This is a genomic window from Dongia rigui, assembly GCF_034044635.1.
GTDB classification, from domain to species: Bacteria; Pseudomonadota; Alphaproteobacteria; order Dongiales; family Dongiaceae; genus Dongia; species Dongia rigui.
In genome coordinates, this window is record NZ_JAXCLX010000004.1 from 222814 (window position 1) to 241504 (window position 18691).

22 protein-coding genes and 1 tRNA gene are annotated in these 18691 nt (G+C 61.7%); 16 read left to right on the forward strand and 7 right to left on the reverse strand.

All coding sequences use genetic code 11. The features are described 5' to 3' along the window. Nucleotides 1-329: 329 nt before the first annotated feature. Genes SMD31_RS19855 through mce form a run of 3 tightly spaced genes read right to left on the reverse strand, consistent with a single transcriptional unit; the run spans nucleotide 330 to nucleotide 1571 of the window. The gene (locus tag SMD31_RS19855; protein WP_320502678.1) at nucleotides 330-887 is read right to left on the reverse strand and encodes a DNA-3-methyladenine glycosylase I; all 558 of its coding nucleotides are present in this window, start codon (nucleotides 885-887) and stop codon (nucleotides 330-332) included. 11 nt (nucleotides 888-898) lie between these two features. Further along, complete coding sequence (locus SMD31_RS19860) at nucleotides 899-1144, reverse strand: DUF1467 family protein (RefSeq protein ID WP_320502679.1); 246 nt, start codon at nucleotides 1142-1144, stop codon at nucleotides 899-901. Between the two features lie 22 nt (nucleotides 1145-1166). Further along, nucleotides 1167-1571, reverse strand: a complete 405-nt coding sequence (mce, locus tag SMD31_RS19865; protein WP_320502680.1) for a methylmalonyl-CoA epimerase — start codon at nucleotides 1569-1571, stop codon at nucleotides 1167-1169. A gap of 284 nt (nucleotides 1572-1855) precedes the next feature. On the opposite strand from mce, the gene SMD31_RS19870 reads away from it, so the two are divergent. The 12 genes from SMD31_RS19870 to clpX all read left to right on the forward strand — a co-directional run bounded on the left by SMD31_RS19870 (nucleotide 1856) and on the right by clpX (nucleotide 13074). Further along, entirely contained in the window at nucleotides 1856-2773 is a 918-nt protein-coding gene (locus SMD31_RS19870; RefSeq protein WP_320502681.1) for a FecR family protein, read from the forward strand. A 234-nt stretch (nucleotides 2774-3007) separates the two neighbouring features. Next, entirely contained in the window at nucleotides 3008-3646 is a 639-nt protein-coding gene (locus SMD31_RS19875; protein ID WP_320502880.1) for a VPLPA-CTERM sorting domain-containing protein, read from the forward strand. Between the two features lie 118 nt (nucleotides 3647-3764). Next, nucleotides 3765-3947, forward strand: coding sequence for a hypothetical protein (locus SMD31_RS19880; RefSeq protein ID WP_320502682.1), 183 nt, complete (start codon nucleotides 3765-3767; stop codon nucleotides 3945-3947). A 76-nt stretch (nucleotides 3948-4023) separates the two neighbouring features. Next, nucleotides 4024-4797, forward strand: coding sequence for a FecR family protein (locus SMD31_RS19885; RefSeq protein ID WP_320502683.1), 774 nt, complete (start codon nucleotides 4024-4026; stop codon nucleotides 4795-4797). Between the two features lie 83 nt (nucleotides 4798-4880). Beyond that, a complete protein-coding gene (locus SMD31_RS19890; RefSeq protein WP_320502684.1) occupies nucleotides 4881-5294 on the forward strand; it encodes a nuclear transport factor 2 family protein in 414 nt (137 codons plus the stop codon). A gap of 33 nt (nucleotides 5295-5327) precedes the next feature. Then, a complete protein-coding gene (locus SMD31_RS19895) occupies nucleotides 5328-7157 on the forward strand; it encodes a tetratricopeptide repeat protein (RefSeq protein ID WP_320502685.1) in 1830 nt (609 codons plus the stop codon). A gap of 8 nt (nucleotides 7158-7165) precedes the next feature. Continuing rightward, nucleotides 7166-8638: an NAD(P)H-hydrate dehydratase gene (locus tag SMD31_RS19900; RefSeq protein ID WP_320502686.1), complete on the forward strand. Its 1473-nt coding sequence runs from the start codon at nucleotides 7166-7168 to the stop codon at nucleotides 8636-8638. Then, on the forward strand, nucleotides 8635-9072 hold the full coding sequence (locus SMD31_RS19905; RefSeq protein ID WP_320502687.1) for a GNAT family N-acetyltransferase: 438 nt from the start codon (nucleotides 8635-8637) through the stop codon (nucleotides 9070-9072). Before SMD31_RS19900 ends, SMD31_RS19905 begins: the two co-directional genes overlap by 4 nt. Nucleotides 9073-9193: 121 nt before the next feature. Further along, a tRNA-Leu gene (locus SMD31_RS19910) sits at nucleotides 9194-9278 on the forward strand. 105 nt (nucleotides 9279-9383) lie between these two features. After that, complete coding sequence (gene tig, locus SMD31_RS19915; RefSeq protein WP_320502688.1) at nucleotides 9384-10724, forward strand: trigger factor; 1341 nt, start codon at nucleotides 9384-9386, stop codon at nucleotides 10722-10724. 157 nt (nucleotides 10725-10881) lie between these two features. Further along, nucleotides 10882-11529, forward strand: a complete 648-nt coding sequence (gene clpP / locus SMD31_RS19920) for an ATP-dependent Clp endopeptidase proteolytic subunit ClpP (RefSeq protein WP_320502881.1) — start codon at nucleotides 10882-10884, stop codon at nucleotides 11527-11529. A 276-nt stretch (nucleotides 11530-11805) separates the two neighbouring features. Further along, nucleotides 11806-13074 (forward strand): ATP-dependent Clp protease ATP-binding subunit ClpX, encoded by a 1269-nt coding sequence (gene clpX, locus SMD31_RS19925; RefSeq protein ID WP_320502689.1) that lies wholly within the window; start codon nucleotides 11806-11808, stop codon nucleotides 13072-13074. A 59-nt stretch (nucleotides 13075-13133) separates the two neighbouring features. Here clpX and SMD31_RS19930 read toward each other — a convergent pair whose 3' ends face one another. Continuing rightward, complete coding sequence (locus tag SMD31_RS19930; RefSeq protein ID WP_320502690.1) at nucleotides 13134-13388, reverse strand: hypothetical protein; 255 nt, start codon at nucleotides 13386-13388, stop codon at nucleotides 13134-13136. A gap of 60 nt (nucleotides 13389-13448) precedes the next feature. Next, nucleotides 13449-14288 (reverse strand): hypothetical protein, encoded by an 840-nt coding sequence (locus SMD31_RS19935; protein ID WP_320502691.1) that lies wholly within the window; start codon nucleotides 14286-14288, stop codon nucleotides 13449-13451. A 215-nt stretch (nucleotides 14289-14503) separates the two neighbouring features. Here SMD31_RS19935 and SMD31_RS19940 point away from each other — a divergent pair, with 215 nt between their 5' ends. Next, nucleotides 14504-14719, forward strand: a complete 216-nt coding sequence (locus SMD31_RS19940; protein WP_320502692.1) for an alkylphosphonate utilization protein — start codon at nucleotides 14504-14506, stop codon at nucleotides 14717-14719. 23 nt (nucleotides 14720-14742) lie between these two features. Here SMD31_RS19940 and SMD31_RS19945 read toward each other — a convergent pair whose 3' ends face one another. Continuing rightward, nucleotides 14743-15030: a DUF3303 domain-containing protein gene (locus SMD31_RS19945; RefSeq protein WP_320502693.1), complete on the reverse strand. Its 288-nt coding sequence runs from the start codon at nucleotides 15028-15030 to the stop codon at nucleotides 14743-14745. 144 nt (nucleotides 15031-15174) lie between these two features. Here SMD31_RS19945 and SMD31_RS19950 point away from each other — a divergent pair, with 144 nt between their 5' ends. Further along, a complete protein-coding gene (locus tag SMD31_RS19950) occupies nucleotides 15175-15687 on the forward strand; it encodes a PAS domain-containing protein (RefSeq protein WP_320502694.1) in 513 nt (170 codons plus the stop codon). Nucleotides 15688-15806: 119 nt separating this feature from the next. On the opposite strand, the gene SMD31_RS19955 is transcribed toward SMD31_RS19950, so the two are convergent. Further along, complete coding sequence (locus tag SMD31_RS19955) at nucleotides 15807-16766, reverse strand: hypothetical protein (protein ID WP_320502695.1); 960 nt, start codon at nucleotides 16764-16766, stop codon at nucleotides 15807-15809. A gap of 223 nt (nucleotides 16767-16989) precedes the next feature. Here SMD31_RS19955 and SMD31_RS19960 point away from each other — a divergent pair, with 223 nt between their 5' ends. Both SMD31_RS19960 and SMD31_RS19965 read left to right on the forward strand, forming a co-directional pair. Further along, nucleotides 16990-18186, forward strand: a complete 1197-nt coding sequence (locus SMD31_RS19960) for an alpha/beta fold hydrolase (RefSeq protein ID WP_320502696.1) — start codon at nucleotides 16990-16992, stop codon at nucleotides 18184-18186. 197 nt (nucleotides 18187-18383) lie between these two features. After that, the gene (locus SMD31_RS19965) at nucleotides 18384-18671 is read left to right on the forward strand and encodes a hypothetical protein (protein ID WP_320502697.1); all 288 of its coding nucleotides are present in this window, start codon (nucleotides 18384-18386) and stop codon (nucleotides 18669-18671) included. Nucleotides 18672-18691: the final 20 nt, after the last annotated feature.

Below are 18691 nucleotides of genomic sequence, written 5' to 3' on the forward strand. Positions count from 1 at the left end.
CTGCATCGCAGCATTTCGCAATCACTCAAATTTCCATGGAATCTTCGCGCCGCACCCCCGGTGAAGTCTTTCGCTTGCTTTCGAAAGATGCGCGATTTGTTTGGTCCTGCCAAAACGTTGGCCGAATAAAACCTACCGTGACTTCCGTTTGAAATTTGGCTAGGGTTCTCTCCGTCGACTGGGGAGTCGACGGGTTAAAATAAAGACTAACAGAGACCGCACGGTCCAAGTTCTGGGACGACCACAAGGTTCAAAATTCGGTGGGGGAGGGACCTTTTTCGGGTCCATAAAGAGGCAGGTCCGGATCGGATCTGCCTCTTTCCATTTGATCAATATGCCATCCCGGCCTTGACCGCCTTCAGCCAGGGCGGACCGAGCTTGGCGATCTTGGCGTAGACTGGGCAGTCCTCGGCGTGGGTCCCAGGCAGATACCCGATCGACATCAGGAACTCGCCGACGATTTCGCCGCCCGTAAAGACGAACTCCCGCTTGAAAAGCTTCACCCACTCAGCTTTCGTCTTGGGATGGTGCGCGGCAAGCCAGGCCGCGAACGAGCCGTGGCTCTTCTGCAGGACCTGGATCCGCTTGGCGTTTTCGATTGCCGCATTCACCTTCAGCTTGTTGCGAATGATGCCGGCATCGCCGAGCAGCCGCTCGCGCTGCTTGTCGCCATAACGCGCCACCTTGGCGATATCGAAACCGCTATAGGCCGCGCGGAAGGATTCCTGCTTCTTCAGGATGGTAAGCCATGAAAGGCCGGCCTGGTTGATCTCCAGGACCAGACGCTCGAACAACTCGTTATCGTCGGCAATCGGGAAGCCGTAATGATGTTCGTGATAGGGCCCGTGGAACTCATGGCCCGGCGCGATCCGGCAATAGCTGCTCATGCAAAACCCTTTTAGAAGCCGACCTTGTCGATCAATTCCAGCAGGGTAAAGCCATAGACGTGAAAGAACATAAAGGCAACACCCCAGATTGCTGCGGCAATCAGCGTGGTCGCGATGGCCTTTTTGAACAGCATGGGGTTGGCGGGGGCGCCAGGGTCATGACCGGCTTCGTTCTGCTCAGTACGACGGACACCCCAGGGCAGGACCGCGAACAAGGTCAGCCACCAGATCACGACGTACATAAAAATTTGCGTCATTACACCTGACATATTTACGCACTCACGCCTGTTCCAGTTCGATAAGTGTGCCCAGAAAATCCTTGGGGTGCAGGAACAGGACCGGCTTGTCGTGGGCACCGATCTTGGGCTCGCCATCCCCGAGCACACGGGCCCCCGTTGCCTTCAACTGGTCGCGCGCGGCCAGAATATCATCAACCTCATAGCAGATGTGATGGATGCCGCCTGCGGGATTGCGCCCCAGAAACGCGCCGATGGGGGAATCGGCCCCCAGCGGATGAAGGAGTTCGATCTTGGTATTCCCGAGATCGATGAAGATGACCGTAACGCCGTGCTTTGGCTGCGGCACCGGGGCTGACACCTTGGCGCCCAAAGTATCGCGATAAAGGGCCGCCGCCTGGTCGAGGTCCGGAACAGCAATGGCAACGTGGTTGAGGCGACCGATCATGGCGGGTCCTTTTGGGTGGTCTCGGTGAGTCGCGCCGATGTTGCGGCGCAGCGCCAAATTGGTCAAGGCAAGGGCGGGACAGCGACGAATTCGCCACAGCCACCCTAAAAGAATATGAAACGGCCTCTCGATGGCCACTTAACTACAATTAGGTGTGGTGCCGGGGCTTCCCTCCCCTGGATTTTCATCCGGCGGTTAGCTAAAATTCGTTATCAATTCGTTAAAAATTGAAATGCCCGCGTGGCCGCGGCCCGCGTGCCCCGTCTTGATGGAAGGTAGCGAAAATGACCCGTATTCCGGGAACCATGTCGAACGCCCGCACTTCAGTGCTCAACAGAGTCCTGACGACCGGGACCTTGCTTGTGGCCTTTACCAGCTTTGCAACCCTATTGAGCTCGAGCGCCTCGGCCGACGTGATCGGCAAGGTGATCCTGCAAGACTACCGCGGCGCGACGGCGACCCCGGATGGGACGGAAGCCACCAAGGAAATCCGCTACCAGGATCAGGTTTCAGCCCTCGACACCGTGGCGACGGGCGAGGGTGGCGCCACCCAGATGCAGTTTCTGGATGAGACGCGCTTCGACGTCGGCCCCAACGCGATGGTGAAACTCGACGACTTCGTCTTCGATCCCAGCAGCGCCGAAGGTGCCGGCAAAATCTCGATGGCAGTCGGCGCCTTCCGTTACGTCGGCGGCAAGATGAAGAGCGACGAGAACGTCAAGCTGGTGACGCCAACGGCCACCATGACAATTCGCGGCACCGAGCTGGTCATCTTCGTCGGCCTCGACGGGACGACTGAAGTCAACGTCGTCAGCGGTGCTGTCGATGTCGACCCCTGCAACAAGGGCGAGGCGGTTCCAGCTGCCCAGGGCCAGCGGGTCATCGTGCCCGTCAGCTGCGCGGCCAGCGTCACCGCCGTTCGCGCCATTCCGGATGACCTCGCGGCACTCGATGTGCCAGATGACCTCGGCGAGTTCTCGACGGCTGCCGGTGGCGATGAAGATGGTGGCGGCCCGGGTGCCGGTGGTCCTAGCAACGACCGCGACAGAGACAGGGACCGGACTCCGCCGCGCGCCGACCCGCCGCAGGCGGATCCGGAGCCGTCGCCCGAGCCGACTGACGGAGATGGTGAGGGCGAAGGTGAAGGTGAAGGTGAAGGTGAGGGCACGGGCGGTGAGGAAGACCCCGGCACGCCTAAATGAGCTTCCATGTCAGTAACAACCATTGAAATAACACCGGCGCGAGCATCTCGGGCCGGTGTTTTTTTAAGCAGAAATAGGCATTAGTGGCTCCTTCGCCACAGTCCGATAGGTGTAATAGTCGCCGTAGGCTCAGTGCGCTTGAACACATGCCTTTCGACGCATATCGTCGCTTCACCCTTGGCACTCTCCGGTAGCTGAGCGCGACGCACGAAACATTAATGAGAGGTGTCGGTGATGATTCGGCAATACTTACGGACCTTACTCGTCGCGATCATGGTGCTTGGATCATTCGTACTCCTCTCGCCGGCAGTTAACGCCGCAACATTGGATTTTGAAAGCCTTGGAGCGCCCGGGGCGCCTGCGAAGATTGCAGATGGATATGGCGATCTGCAGTGGAACAATTTTTATGTTGTCGACGGCCACCGATACGACGCCGACTTTCCAAACAATGGATACATCACCGGGGCATCGTCTGGAATCTACGTCGGCCTGAATGGGTTTGGTGAAGCAGCCTCATTGAGCAGTTCCTCCACCTTCGATTTCATCAGCGCGTCGCTCACCGCAGCATTCAATGAGGGTCTGCAACTTGACATCGCTGGTTTTCGCAATGGTGCGCAACTCTATGCGCAGACCGTCACATTAACGACGCAGATGTACGCGACACTGCTATTCAATTGGACTGGCATCGACGAGTTAACTTTTGTGTCCTATGGAGGTAAGCCAGTTTATGGGGTTTCCGGCAGGCAGTTCGCGCTCGACGATCTCAACGTCGTTCAGACGCCGCTGCCGGCGGCGCTGCCCTTCCTGGCAACCGGCCTGATCGGGCTTGGTTTTGCGGCCCGCCGGCGCCGGGCGGCCGCAAAAGCGGCCTGATGGCCGACTGTTAACGGCCCAACACGAAATCACCGCCGGCTGTGGCCTGGGTCACAGCCGGAATCGTTTCAGCGGCCTACATAGAGTCCATTCAAGCATCCTCGAATGGACCTGCACCATGGCGCGCGCCGTTCCCACTTTCGTCTCTTCCCGCCGTTTCCTGGCCTTGGTTTTCGTGGCACTCGCATCAGGGATGCTGGTGCTGGAGAACTGGCCGGCCGATGCGCATGTATCCCGAACGGGAGACGACGTGGCTGTGGTCGATGCGGATCTTCCCGACCTTCCAGTGATGTACGAATAGGCGTGCAGGGTTGAACCAGCCGGCTCGCCATCGCGACGAACTGGCGGGACGCACCGAGGACGGACGGATACAGAAAATGAAGCAGAAGAAACTCTCAAGGATTTCCCTGGGCGTGGTCGCGCTGGCCGTGATCGCGCCGGCATTTGCGACAGAGTCGCGCATCGGCGAGGTTGTGCAGCGCCAATACAACGGTGCCGTGGCCGAACCCAACGGCCGGACGGCGAGCCATGCCATTCATTTCTCCGACAGCGTCTTCGCCCTCGATACAGTGCGCACGGATGCCGCCGGTTCGACCGCGCTCCAGTTTCTGGATGACACGACGGTGCAACTGGGCAGTAACGCCGAAGTACGGCTGGACAGCTTCGCCTATGACCCGTCGACGACCGTGGGAGCGGCGGAAATTTCGTTCACGAAAGGCGCCTTTCGCTACATCGGCGGCAAGATGACCACCGAGGAAGATGTCCGCCTCCACACGCCGACTGCCACAATGGTGATCCGTGGGACCGAACTCGTTATCTATGTCTGGGACGACGGACGGACCGAGGTGAATGTCGTCTCCGGCGCAGTCGAAGTTTCGGGCTGCGGTGGCAAAGGTTCATCACTGGCGATGACCGGCATGCAGGTGACCGTGCTGCCCAATTGCAGCACCAAAGTGGCGGCTGCGCGGCAACTCCCCGATGGATATGACGCCTTGACCCTACCCAAGCGCAACGCCCCCACCTACGGCGGGGACGGCACGGATGAGGGCGACAATGACCACGGCCGGGATCCGAATTCCGAAGGGCGCAGCGATCCGCCGGCACATGAGCCCCCATCCAATGGTGGCGGCGGCAACAGCAACGGCGGCTGAGCTGATAGCTTAGCTGATAGACGGGCCATCGACTTCAAGGGCGCGCTTGGACTATCCATAGGGCCTCAGATTTGAGGATCCTCATGTCGATGCCCAATGCCTTCGAGGCCGCCAACGCCGCCTTCTATCAAGCTTTCGCCCGGGCCGATTTCGATGCGATGCGCCGTCTTTGGGCGGCGAAGCTGCCGGTTACCTGCCTGCATCCCGGTGCAGGGCCGCTCCTCTCCAGGATTGATATCCTGGACTCCTGGCGCCAGATCTTCCTGCACGGCCATCCCGGGGACATCACCTTCGTGCCGCAGCAAATGAGCCTGGTGGGCAACATCGGCATCGCCTGCGTGCTGGAAGTCATCGGTGGCGGCCAGATCGCCTGTACCAACCTCTTTGCCGAGGAAGACGGGGAATGGCGGATGATTCACCACCAGGGCGGGCCGGTCATCCCCGCCAACATCCGCCAGCCGGCCCGGTCGGAAACGCCCCCCATCACCCGACACTAGCCCCGGAAGCGCCCGGACGGCATATTAACGCTCATGAAGCTGAGTCGGACCCTTCGGCGCCAGGTGCTGGCGACCACCCTTTGTGCGGCCATCCTCGCTGGTGCCGGCGCCGGTTTGGCGCGTGCCGACTACAAGAGCGGCCTGGACGCGTTCAACGCCGGCGCTTTTGAACAGGCGCTGGTGGAATGGAAGAAGGCGGCACTGGAAGGGGACAAGCGTGCGCAGCACGCCCTCGGCTTGCTGCTGCAAAGCGGGCGGGGGACAAAGCCTGATATCGCGCAAGCCTTGAAGTGGTACGAAGCGGCGGCCGAGCAGGGTTTTGCACCTGCCATGAATAACCTCGCCATGCTCTATGCCGACGGCTTGGGTGTGAAGAAGGATCAGAACAAGGCGATCGCCTATTGGACCAAGGCGGCCGAGGCCGGCAATGCCACGGCCCAGTTCAATCTTGGCGTCCAATACATGCTGGGCAACGGCGTTCCCGCCGACAAAAAGCAGACCGTGCAACTTTGGACCAAGGCCGCCGAAGCAAAGCATGCCCAAGCCCAATATAACCTTGGCCTGCTCTATGACCGTGGCGACGGCGTCGACAAGGATGAGAAGCAGGCGGCGCATTGGATTGCGCAGGCCGCTGAAAACAATCTGGTCGAAGCGCAGATCGATTTGGCCGAGTTCTATCGGACCGGTCATGGCGTCGCCAAGAATTCCGACCAAGCTTATATGTGGCTTGAAAAGGCTGCCGCCGCCGGCAGCTTGAAGGCCAAGCAGAAACTGACCGAATTGCCCAAGCCGGCTGCGCCCGTCGCTGCTGCCGAACCAGCGCCAGCGCCGACTGAAGGCCATGCAACTGAGGCGCAGCCCGCCGAGGGTCATGGAACGGAACCGCAGGCCGAGGGTGGCCAAGCAGCCGAAACAGGACATGCGACGTCGACGGCCGAAAACGCCGCGCCGGCGGAACCCTCAGGGCACGCGGCCGAACCGGCCGCTGCCAGCACTGCCGCTGAGCCGGCGCCGGAAGCCCATGCAACCGAGGGGCACACGGCCGAGGGGCAAACGACTGAGGGGCACGCGGCCGAAGAACAGACCGCTGAAGCGCCCACGAGCGAAGGCGGCGCCGCGCCGACGGAAGGCCATGCCGCCGACACGCATGGCGCAGAGGCCGCCAGTGAGTCGAATGGCGAGGCGACGAGCGTGGCGTCCGACGCGCATGCAGAAGCGGCGCCAACCGATGCCCATGAAGAAGCACCCGTCGCTGCTGTGGCTGAAGAAGGGCATGCCGCCGAAGAGCCGCAGGCCGAGGGCGAACACGCAGCCGAACCGGGGGCGGCCGAGGGCGACCATGCCGCCGCCAGCGAAGCTGCTCCTGCCGAGGGCCAGGCAGAGGGGCAGGCCGAGGCTCACGCTGGCGAACACACTGAACCTGCTGCCGAAGAAGAGGGCGAAACATCGGTCGCAGAAAATGCCGAAGGCGCCGCCAGTCCGGCCGAAGAGGCGGCTTCATCTGCCGACCCTGGAAGCGAAGGCGAGGCAGCCTCGAGCGCCGAAGACACGATCAGCGCGGATGGCGTGCAACCCGACATTCCGATGGCGGAGACCCTGTCGCCAGCCGAGAAGCGCTTTTACATCTGGCTCGATGAGCGCGGCACCAGCCCCTCTGCCGAGACTCAGTTCAGCAGCCTGAAATTGCAGTTGAAGCCCGATCTCAACAAGGCAGAGCATACCATCCGGCCTTTCATCAGCGCCGACCGCAAGGTCTATCGCATTTACGTCGGCCCCTATCCGACGCTGAAGGACGCGCAGGAGATGTGCGACAAAATCCACGCGCGCATCAGCGGGCAGTTCTGCCGCACCGTCATCAACTGATCATGTCATTGGTACGGCAACCCGTCGTCACCTCGTCAGAGATGCGCGCGGCGGAGCGGGCCTATTTTGCCCGTGGGAACGACAGTTATGAGTTGATGCGCCGCGCCGGTGCCGCGGTGGCAGATGCGATCAGCCGCGCGCATGCGCCGGATGTCGGCCCCGTCCTGGTCCTCTGTGGCCCAGGTAACAATGGCGGCGACGGTTTCGTCATTGCCGATTTGCTTCGGCACGCTGGCTTCGACGTCCAAGTGGCCGCCATGCGTGCGCTCCAGGATTATCAGGGGGACGCAGCAACGGCCGCGGCGAAGTGGGGGCAGGGTGGCAATCTTCTGCCATTCGAGCCGGCCGATTGGCCACGGCCGTTCCTGGTCGTCGACGCCCTGTTCGGCATTGGCCTCGATCGAAAACTTGAAGGAAAAGCGACCGCAGCGATCGATTGGGTCAATCGGTCCGGCGCGGTGACCTGGGCCGTCGACGTCCCGAGTGGGATTTCAGCGGATGATGGCCGTGTTCTGGGGGCGGCCATCCGGGCGACAAACACGGTCACCTTCGGCTGGGCGAAGGTCGGGCACCTCCTGCTGCCTGGACGCGCCTATTGCGGAACACTTGTCGTGGCACCGATCGGGCTTGATGAAACGATTGTGCCGGCGGGTGGAAAGACGTTCCGCAACGACAATGGCTTTTGGGGCTCTTCCTTGCCAAGGCCGGGCCCCCTCGATCACAAATACAGCCGCGGCCATGCCTTGGTGATCGGCAGCAGCGAGATGCCCGGGGCCGGGCGACTGGCTGCCCTGGGTGCCAGGCGCATCGGCGCGGGCATGCTGAGCGTGGCGGCACCGGCTGCGACACTCACGCTCTACATGGCCGATCAACCGGGCATCATCGCCAAGCCAGCCGCACGGGCCGAGGATCTGGTCGAGATCCTGATGGACCGCCGCATCTCCGCCGTGCTGGTCGGATCCGGCCTGGTTCCAAACACCACAACGCGGGAGGGCGTGATCACGGCGCTTTCGGCGGGTCGGCCGGCTGTCGTCGACGGCGGTGGTCTGACGGCCTTTGCCGATCGGCCGGACGATCTTTTCACGCTGGGTCGCGCGGATGTGGTGCTGACGCCCCACGAGGGCGAATTCCGGCGTCTTTTTCCCGATTTGGGGCCGGAGCTTGCCAAGGTGGAACGCGCCCGCCGCGCGGCGGCCCGTGCCAAGGCTGTGATCGTCCTGAAGGGGGCTGATACCGTCATTGCCGCGCCGGACGGCAGCATTCTGATCAACGACGTCAGCAGCCCCTATCTTGCCACGGCTGGCTCCGGCGACGTGCTGGCGGGCCTCATCCTGGGGCTCCTCGCCCAGGGAATGCCGGCCTATCCGGCGGCTGCAGCAGCTGTCTGGTTTCATGGCAAGGCGGGCCTCGCCCTTGGACCCGGCCTCATCGCGGAGGACCTACCGGGCGCCATTCCAGCGCTGCTGGCAGGGCTTGGATGACCATCGCGGTGCGGCGCGCGGGTCTGGCGGACCAAGCCGCCTGTATCCGGATCTTCGTCGAGACCGTGACGGCTACCTTTCCGCATGAACCCGATGCGGGCAAAACGGCGGCAGCCTATGCCGACAGCGTCATCGGGGAAGAGCAATGGGTCGCGTTAATTGATGACCAAATAGTCGGATATATTTCAGTGTATTGGCCGACAAACTTCATCCATTCTCTTTACATTGTGCCGGGGTTTCAGGGACGCGGCGCCGGCCGGGCGTTGCTGGACGAGGTTCGCAAGCGGGCCAAGGGGGACCTCGAGCTCAAGACCGATAAGGCCAATGCGCGCGCTTTCGCCTTTTACCGGCAGCTCGGCTGGCGGGTCGTGGGCGAGGGGATGGCGGCCACCGGCCCCTGGTGGCGCTTGCGCTGGGCCGGAGGCATCCTCTAGACCTATTAGGCCTTTTTCGCTTGTCGCTCCGGCCGGGCTGGGCTACACCCCCGGCCCGGAACCGGTGCGAACCGGGGCCGACGGGCGTGCTTCGGCGCCGCTCGAGGCGACCTTGAGATGAGCGGGCGTGGCGAAATTGGTAGACGCGCGGGATTTAGGTTCCCGTGACGCAAGTCGTGGGGGTTCAAGTCCCTCCGCCCGCACCAATCCAGCCCGATAGGGTCGTTTCGCAGCTGGCGCGGATTTGCCCGCCAAGCCCCTGGTGACGTTGCCAGAACGCATTTTGAACCCAAGTCTGAAAGAGTGCTGCCATGCAGGTTACCGAAACCCTCAACCAGGGTCTGAAGCGGGAATACAAGATCGCCGTCCCGGCCGCCGCTTTGCGCGAGAAGGTCGACGGCAAGCTGAACGAGCTCAGCCACAAGCTGAAGATTCCCGGCTTCCGCCCCGGCAAGGTGCCGATGTCGCTCCTGAAGCAGCGCTATGAGCAGTCCGTCATGGGCGAAGTGCTCGAGGAAAGTGTGCAGCAGAGCTCGCAGCAGCTGATGACCGAGCGCAACCTGCGTCCGGCCGGCCAGCCCAAGGTCGAGCTGGTGGGTGAATTCAAGGACGGCGCCGACCTCGAATTCTCGGTCGCCATGGAAGTCATTCCGGAAGTGACGCCGATGGATTTCACCACCGTTTCGCTGGAGCGCGTCGGTGTCGAAGTCCCCGAGACCGAAGTGGAAGAAAGCCTGAAGCGCATCGCCAAGCGCCAGCGTGCCTCCGATCCGGTGGACGACGCTGCCGCCAATGGCGACATCGTCGTCATCGATTTCGTCGGTTCGATCGACGGCGTTGAATTCGAGGGCGGCAAGGCCGATGGCCACCATCTGGAACTCGGCTCGGGCCAGTTCATCCCGGGCTTCGAAGAGCAGCTGGTCGGCGCGAAAAAGGGTGACAAGAAGACCGTGAAGGTGACCTTCCCGGCCGAATACGGCAATTCGGATCTTGCCGGCAAGGAAGCGAGCTTCGGCGTCACGGTGCAGGAAGTGCGTCGTCTGAAGGACGTGCCGGTCGACGATGAGCTGGCAAAGTCGCTGGGTCTCACCGACCTCGCTGAACTGAAGAAGCAGGCCCGCGAGCGCATCGAGAAGGAATACGGCGCGGTCGCCCGTGCCCGCGTGAAGCGCAAGCTCCTTGACGTTTTGGCCGACAATCACAATTTCACTCTTCCGGAGAGCCTGGTTGAGGCCGAGTTCGGCGCCATCTGGCAGCAGATCGAAGCCGATATGAAGGCCGACCGCCTCGACGAGGAAGACAAGGGCAAGTCGGAAGAGGTGTTGAAGAAGGAATACCGCGACATCGCCGAACGTCGCGTGAAGCTCGGCCTGCTTCTCTCTGAAGTCGGCCGTCAGAACAACATCCAGGTGCCGAACGAGGAATTGAGCCGCGCCCTCATTCAGGAGGCGCAGCGCTATCCCGGTCAGCAGCAGCAGGTGATCGAGTACTACCAGCGTTCGCCGGAAGCGCTCAACCAGCTGCGTGCGCCGCTCTACGAGGAAAAGGTCGTCGACTACATCCTCGAGCGCGCCAAGGTCAGCGAGCGGAAGGTTTCGCCCGAGGCGTTCGCCGCCGAAGGCGAAGCGGAGCTCAAGGGCCGCCGCGACTAAGTGATTGCGACTCTGGCAGCTGTTTCAGATCTGCCCGTTTCAGATCTGGAACGGTTTGCCAGAATCCCGCCACTCGCTAAGATCGCGCTTCATAAGCTTCGGGTGAGTCGCCATTCGCGCCGCGGATGACCGCTTAGCCCCATCTTGAGAGTGGATGATGAGAGACAGAGATCCCGTCGAGATCTATAACAATTATCTCGTGCCGATGGTGGTCGAGCAGACCAATCGCGGCGAGCGCTCCTACGACATCTATTCGCGCCTCCTCAAGGAGCGCATCATTTTCCTGGTCGGCCCGGTCAATGACGGCATGGCAAGCGTCGTATGCGCCCAGCTGCTGTTCCTGGAATCGGAAAACCCGAACAAGGAAATCTCGATCTACATCAACTCGCCGGGCGGCGTCGTCTCCTCAGGCCTCGCGATGTACGACACCATGCAGTACATCCGCCCCGAAGTGTCGACCGTCTGCATCGGGCTTGCGGCCTCGGCCGGATCGCTGCTGCTGACCGCCGGCGCCAAGGGCAAGCGCTTCAGCCTGCCGCATTCGAACATCATGATCCATCAGCCCTCGGGCGGCTATCAGGGCCAGGCGACGGATATCGAGATCCACGCCAAGGAAATCCTCCGCACGCGTGATCGCCTGAACAAGATCTATGTCCGCCACACGGGCCAGGATCTCGCCACGATCGAGAACGCCATGGAGCGCGACCGCTACATGACGCCGGAGGAGGCCAAGGAATTCGGCCTGATCGATGAAGTGGTCAACGAGCGTCCGCCGATGCTGGACGGCAAGGACAAGGCTGCCTGAACGCTGTAAAGCCCAAGGCCCCGTTCTCGTTATGGTCATGGCCCGGTCTGTCGGATAGTCCGCCGGATCGGGCCTTAACCTTTTGTGGACGAAGCCATGCGCAAAATGGGCTTGTGAATGGCATGCCGGGTGCCGATTTGTTCCCGGTAGGTACCTCAATCCGCGTTCTGTTGCAAAATGACGTTGTGCGGCGCCGGAACGGGGGGCTACATTGACCAATGACCGGGCGATTCAGCCAATTGAATCAATGCTGCCCGAAGCTCGAATGGATCGGAAATGAATAAATCCGCCAGCGGTGACTCCAAAAACACCCTCTACTGCTCCTTCTGCGGCAAGTCGCAGCATGAGGTTCGCAAGCTCATCGCCGGTCCCACGGTGTTCATCTGCGACGAATGCGTCGAACTGTGCATGGACATCATCCGCGAGGAGCACAAGACCACGTTGGTCAAGTCCCGCGACGGCGTGCCGAGCCCCAAGGACATCTGCAAGGTCCTCGACGACTATGTGATCGGACAGGGCCATGCCAAGCGCATCCTCTCGGTCGCGGTCCACAACCACTACAAGCGCCTCGCGCATCTGGGCAAAAACAACGACGTCGAGTTGGCGAAGTCGAACATCCTGCTCGTCGGCCCCACAGGTTGCGGCAAGACGCTGCTCGCCCAGACGCTGGCGCGCATCATCGACGTGCCCTTCACCATGGCAGATGCGACGACACTGACCGAAGCCGGCTATGTCGGCGAGGATGTCGAGAACATCATCCTGAAGCTGTTGCAGGCCGCCGACTACAATGTCGAGCGCGCGCAGCGCGGCATCGTCTATATCGACGAAGTCGACAAGATCAGCCGCAAGTCGGACAACCCCTCGATCACCCGCGACGTGTCCGGCGAGGGCGTGCAGCAGGCCTTGCTGAAGATCATGGAAGGCACCGTTGCCAGCGTTCCGCCGCAGGGTGGCCGCAAGCATCCGCAGCAGGAGTTCCTGCAGGTCGACACCACCAACATCCTCTTCATCTGCGGCGGTGCCTTTGCCGGCCTCGAGCGCGTCATCAGCCAGCGTGGCCGCACCGGTTCGGCGATCGGCTTCGGCGCCGATGTGCGTGGTCCGGATGAGCGTGGCACGGGCGAAATCCTGAAAGAGGTCGAGCCCGAGGATTTGCTGAAGTTCGGCCTCATCCCCGAATTCGTCGGCCGTCTCCCTGTCGTGGCGACACTCGAAGACCTCGATGAACCGGCCCTCATCAAGATTCTGACCGAACCGAAGAACGCGCTGGTGAAGCAGTATCAGCGACTGTTCGAAATGGAAGACGTGCGCCTCGAATTCGCTGAAGACGCGCTGGGCGCCATTGCTCGCCGCGCCATTCAGCGCAAGACCGGCGCCCGCGGCCTGCGCTCGATCATGGAGAGCATCCTCTTGGAACCCATGTTCGATCTGCCCGGCCTCGACGGCGTTGAAGCCATCGTCATCAGCCGCGAAGTGGTCGATGGCAAGGCAAAGCCGCTCTACATCTATACCGATCGTCGCAGCGACGCGACCGCCGGTGCCTGAGACGCGCGATCATCGAAATGCAAAAGGCCGGGCATTTGCCCGGCCTTTTTGTTTGCAGGCTAAAACAAGCTGCGTGATTTTTTGTGAGGACCATCGCGCAGCCGAGGGTACGGCAAATTCTTCGACCTGAGACGCCAGAACGTGAAGGCAAGATAGAATGCGGCTGTCAGCAAGGTTTGAAAAGCAAGCGCCTGTACGCTCCTGTCTGAGCCGGTAAAATAATCAAACGTCGCAATGGACAAGAAGAAAACAACCGCGAAATCGACCGCATCTCGACGCGCTTTCGTATAAATCTCGCCTGTTTCAGGTGTCATCTGCGGACCTGATTGTTCGATAGAAGGGGCGGGAACATTATCACCTTGAGGTCGTGTTAGCTAGAAACTCAACCGTTCCCCGCTCACGACATGTTCGAACCAGTCAGGGACCACGCGCGGGGCGCGGCCGTCGACATTGGGGGCGGCGAGACCGGCGGTGACGTGGGCAAGATTGACCGTGCGGCTTTCGACGCTGAAGCGCGTCGCCGATGTGTCGGTGGCGATGCTGCCATGGAGGTGCTGGCCGGAGAAGGCCAGCATGTCGCCTGGCTCGATGACGACAGCTTTGGCGGCATCCGCCGGCAGTGTTTCGGTGACGACCGGCAGGACCGGATATTGATCTGCCTTGCCCTCGTTCATCAGCCGTTTCAGCGTCTCAAAATCCCAATCCGCACTGCTGTTGGCGACAGGCTTATCGAAATAGGCAGGGTAAAACAGGATCGAGCGCCCCTCGCTCAACGGATAGAGCGGTGACCACCAATTGATCTGCTGGCCGATATTGGAACCCCAATTGTCGCGATGGGCGGGCAGGGGCATGATGCGCCGGCCGTGATGCGACCCTTGCGCCGGCACGACGCGCAATTGCAGCGGATCCCAGAAGCAATCGCCGGCACCAAGACCCGTCTCGGTCAGGGCTCGCTTGAAGGCCACATTGATGATCTCGTCCTGGCGGAAGGCCGCCCGCAGGCGCCGCACGCGCTTCAGATACTCATCCGGCCCAAATCGCTGCTCGGCACTCAAGGGATCGCCGTCGAAGCCGCCACGCAGGACGTCGTCGGCACGTGTGCACAGCGTTATGAGGGCAGGGAGACGGCGCCACACCAGCAGCGCGCCACCGAAGGCGGCGGCGCCGATCGCATGCGTGTCACGTGGACCCGGTGTCAGTGTCGCAAGGCTCATGTCCCATTCTTGCGGGTGGTAAGGCCGAAAAACAGGCAGAAGCCGTCAACGACATGCCTTTTAGCGTCATCGCGCCTGCGGCATAACGCGCCGATCCTGGCAGATGGCCGATCTTCTTGCATTTCAGCCGGTCGCCCACCGGCGGTTCGCTTGTTGCGGCGTGAGCCGGACGATATAAGGCGTGCCTATCTCAAAAGATCGGCTGGAGACTTGGTATGGAAGACGTCAAGGACTGCAATGGTGCCATCCTCAAGGACGGTGATTCCGTCACCCTCATCAAGGATCTCAAGGTCAAGGGCAGCTCCGTCACCTTGAAGCGCGGCACGCGCATTAAGAACATCCGCCTCACCAGCGATCCCGCCGAGATCGAATGCAATGCCGACAAGGTGAAGGGGCTGGTCCTGCGCACGGAGTTTCTCAAAAAGGCCTGAGGCAGGGCGGTACCGGCAGATTTTCAATCCGCCATGTCAAGATAGGGCGCCACCACATCGCGCGTGTCCTTGCTGGGCACCACCGGCACGATCTCAAATGTGACGCCAAGGCCGCGCCAGCCGAGCACCCATTCCTGCAGCAGCCGGGCGTCATCGGTTTCCATCAGTTGGAAACAGCGCCCGAAACCGGGTTCAATCCAGCTATCGATATAGCGCAAACCGTCGGGCAGGGACCGCCCATTCTGGCGCACCTGGCGATAGACCGGCACCATGTCGTTGTCCTTGAACCGTTCGATGACCATGAAGAGCATTTCCGGATCCACTTCCTGCCGTGCCACGGGCGACAGTGCCGGAAAAGGCTGCGGATGTCAGCCTGCGGCGCGATAAACACTTGCTGTTTCTTCGATTTCCCTGCAAGGCTGGATGCACGATACACGTGCATTACTGAAGGCAAGATGGCTGCACTCAAAGACCATGCCGACGTCCCGAACATCCACCGGCTGCATGCCTATTGGCAGAGCCTGGCAGGCGGGGCCACGCCGGATCGCGCGCAGGTCGACCCGGGGGCGATCAAGGATCTGCTGCCCTATATCTGCATCGTCGAATTCGAGGCCGAACCGTTCCGCGTGCATTATCGCCTCAGCGGCACCAAGGTCGATGAGATCAATGGCTTCAGCCTGGTTGGCCTTTATCTCGACCAGCTTGGTACGCCGGAGAGCAAGGGCGCCGTCGCGCATCTTGCGGACTTCTATCGGCGCTGCTGGGAAACCGCCAAGCCCTGTTTCAGCGCCTATCGCTGGCCACGCCGGTCGGGCGGTCATCTCGACGTCAAGTTCGCCATGTTCCCGCTCAGCGTCGACGGCAAGGTCGCCCAAGCCATTGCCATCGAGGACTGGGAATATTCCTTCGAACCAATCGTCGAGGAAGCAGTGCCGCTAGCCGAGGATAAAACCCGATTGGCCGACTAGGGACGTTCGCGCGTGTCTAGCGTTCGTTGTCGCGTACCATCGCCAGATCGGGACGCTTTGTCAAAGCCGGCCGGGGAATGCTGGAGCATCACCCGGCCGCTCTGACGGAAGTTCCGAGCTCAGCAGAAGACCGGCGCCAGCTCTCCGAGCGTCTTGGCGCGAGCAGGGGCGATGTGCTGGAGCGTACCCATGAAGTTGGGATGGGTCATACCGGAGCCGATATAGGTCCAGCGCTGCGCCTGGTGCTGCTGCGTGATGATGGCTGTGGCCGTTTCCGCATCGAAGCGGCGGCCAGTGGCGGCGGTGAGTGCATCGAGATCGAACGCCGCCTGCTGCTTCAGCGCGCCGTCGATCATGCCGCCCAGGGCCAGATAGCCATCAACGGCAGCGTCGATCGCCGCCGCGTCACGGCTTTCCGCCAGGGCTTCCACCATCAGCGTGTCGAGCTTGGCATGCTGGCTTTCTTCCATCCAATGGTGCTTCAGCAGGCTTTTGAACTGCGGGTCGAGATCCTGGTCGTCGCGGACGCTGTCGACATAGTGGCGCTGCGACATCCATTCGATGTGGAGGATGAGGAGGGCGACCGCCAACGGGTCATGGGCCAATACCGCGTCGGCGATGGCGGCGGCCGGACCGATCACCTCACAGTCGGTGCCGAAGCCTGCCTGGAATTCGCGCCGGAAACGCTTGAAGAGGTCGATGTGCTTGGCCTCCTCGCCGGCGAATTGCAGCAGGGCGCGGGTGCGGGCATCGTCCTTTGCAAGGTGCGGTCGGGCATGATCCAGCACGAAGGGCAGGATGAACTCCTCGACCAGCCCGAAGATGTACAGATAGCCGTGACCCCTGATGTGGTTGAGGACCAGCTTTTCAGCGTCGTCCAGCATGCCGAGACTGTCGATCCGGGCGAGGTTCTTCGGCATGAAAGGTTTCGAGAAATCCAGCGGCTTGTCCGGGCCGATGATGTCCTCGATCCGCCAATTCACCCGTTGCGACGTGGCAAGGGTATCGGCATAGGAGTAGGCGCCCGGCGCGTAGCTCGCCGCGCGCGAAGGCGCCGCCATCGTCTGCTGCATCTGCATGATCTTCCTCTGTCTTTCTCTGCTGTTGGCCTGCGCGGGCCGACGGACCGGGAGGGTCGCGACCGGGCGAGGGGTGGGCGGGAACCTAGGCAGGCGGCGTTCGACATGCTTGGCGAACACCTGCAGGATTCATGGAGAGTTCCGGTTTTTTGGGACCGGATTGCCATACCGGCCGGAATAGGTCATCACTGCGCGAAATGACCGGCACACAGGAATCCAGCCGATGTCAGACGTGGAAAACAGGGTTGGAAAGGTTGTTTTCGCCGACTGCGAGGTCGATCTCGCTGCCTTTGAGTTGCGGCGCAATGGAACGCTGTGCCCGGTCGAACCCCAGGTCTTTGACCTCATCGCCTATCTGATCCGCCATCCGGATCGCCTCATCAGCAAGGACGAGTTGATTGCCGGCGTCTGGCATGGTCGCATCGTGTCTGACGCGGCGCTTGCCAGCCGAATCAAATCTGCCCGCCGGGCGCTGGGTGACGATGGCGAACAGCAGCGCCTGATCCGAACCGTCCATGGTCGTGGCATCCGCTTCGTGGGCGATATCCAGAGGGCGGCGGAATCGGCGCAGGGCGACGCAGTCCCGTCGCAGAAGATTCAGTTCTGCACCGCCGCCGACGGCGTCCGCATCGCCTATGCGCGCGTCGGTTCCGGCCCCGTGCTGGTGAAGCCCGCGCATTGGCTGACGCATCTTGATTACGACTGGGAAAGCCCGGTCTGGCACGACTGGCTCAGCGATCTTGCCCGGCATTACACGCTGATCCGGTACGATCAGCGTGGCAACGGGCTCTCCGACCGGGAGGTCGAGAACGTCTCCCTCGATGCCATGGTCGGCGATCTGCTGGCCGTGCTGGATGCCAACGGCCTCGACCGGGTGCCGCTCTTCGGGCATTCCCAGGGTTGCGCCGTGGCGGCGACTTTTGCCGCGAGATATCCGGAGCGCGTCAGCCGGATGGTGTTCCTGGGTGGTTATGCCAGGGGATGGGCGAAGCGGGGGGATCCGGAACTGGTGACCCGCCGGCGTGCCATCTCGACCCTGATCGCCCATGGCTGGGGCCAGGACAATCCCGCATTCCGCCAGCTGTTCACCAGTTTCATGATGCCCGGCGCGTCGCCTGAGCACATGCAGTGGTACAACGAGCTGCAGCGCCGGACGGCCTCACCTGAAGGCGCCAGACGGCTTCATGACGCGTTTGGGGAGATTGACGTCACTTCGAACCTCGCACGGGTCAAGGCGCCGACGTTGGTCATGCATGCCCGTGGCGATGCCTCGGTACCATTCGAGGAAGGTCGCATTTTGGCGACGGGCATACCCGGCGCGCGGTTCGTGCCGCTGGAGGGTAACAACCACGTCCTGATGAAATGGGAACCAGCCTGGCAGCGCTTTATGACCGAGACCCAGGCCTTCCTGAATACCTGATACAATATTTTCCATAATATATATTATGCGACTTGACGATAAACTAAGCCGGCGTGAGATCACGGTTTCCTGATGTTGCTGAACCCTCTGACCCGCCTGCTCGACGGACCTTTGAAGCGATCGGCTTCAACCAACTGGTGGAGGTCCCAATGTCGGTTCGAATGAAAAAAACAGGCTTAAGTTACCGGCGGCTGCGCGTGGCGGTGTTGGCTGCCGCTCTCACCCTCAGCCCGCTGGCGATGGCGCATGAGGCCATGGCGGATGGGTCGGTCAAGGTTGTGCCCCCGACCAACCCAAGCGCGGATCTGCAGCTCAAATCCGCCGGCGGTGGGGTCAAGCCGGACGTTCATTGCAGCACGGTCCCAAGCCAGACCCTGCAGCCATGTACCGGCGATTTCAAAGCGTGGTGCAAGGCGGTCGGCGGCACCTATGGCTCGACGGCAAACAAAGAGGTCGACGCCTGCTTCAGCACCAACGAGTGGTAGCACGCATCAGCAATACCCCG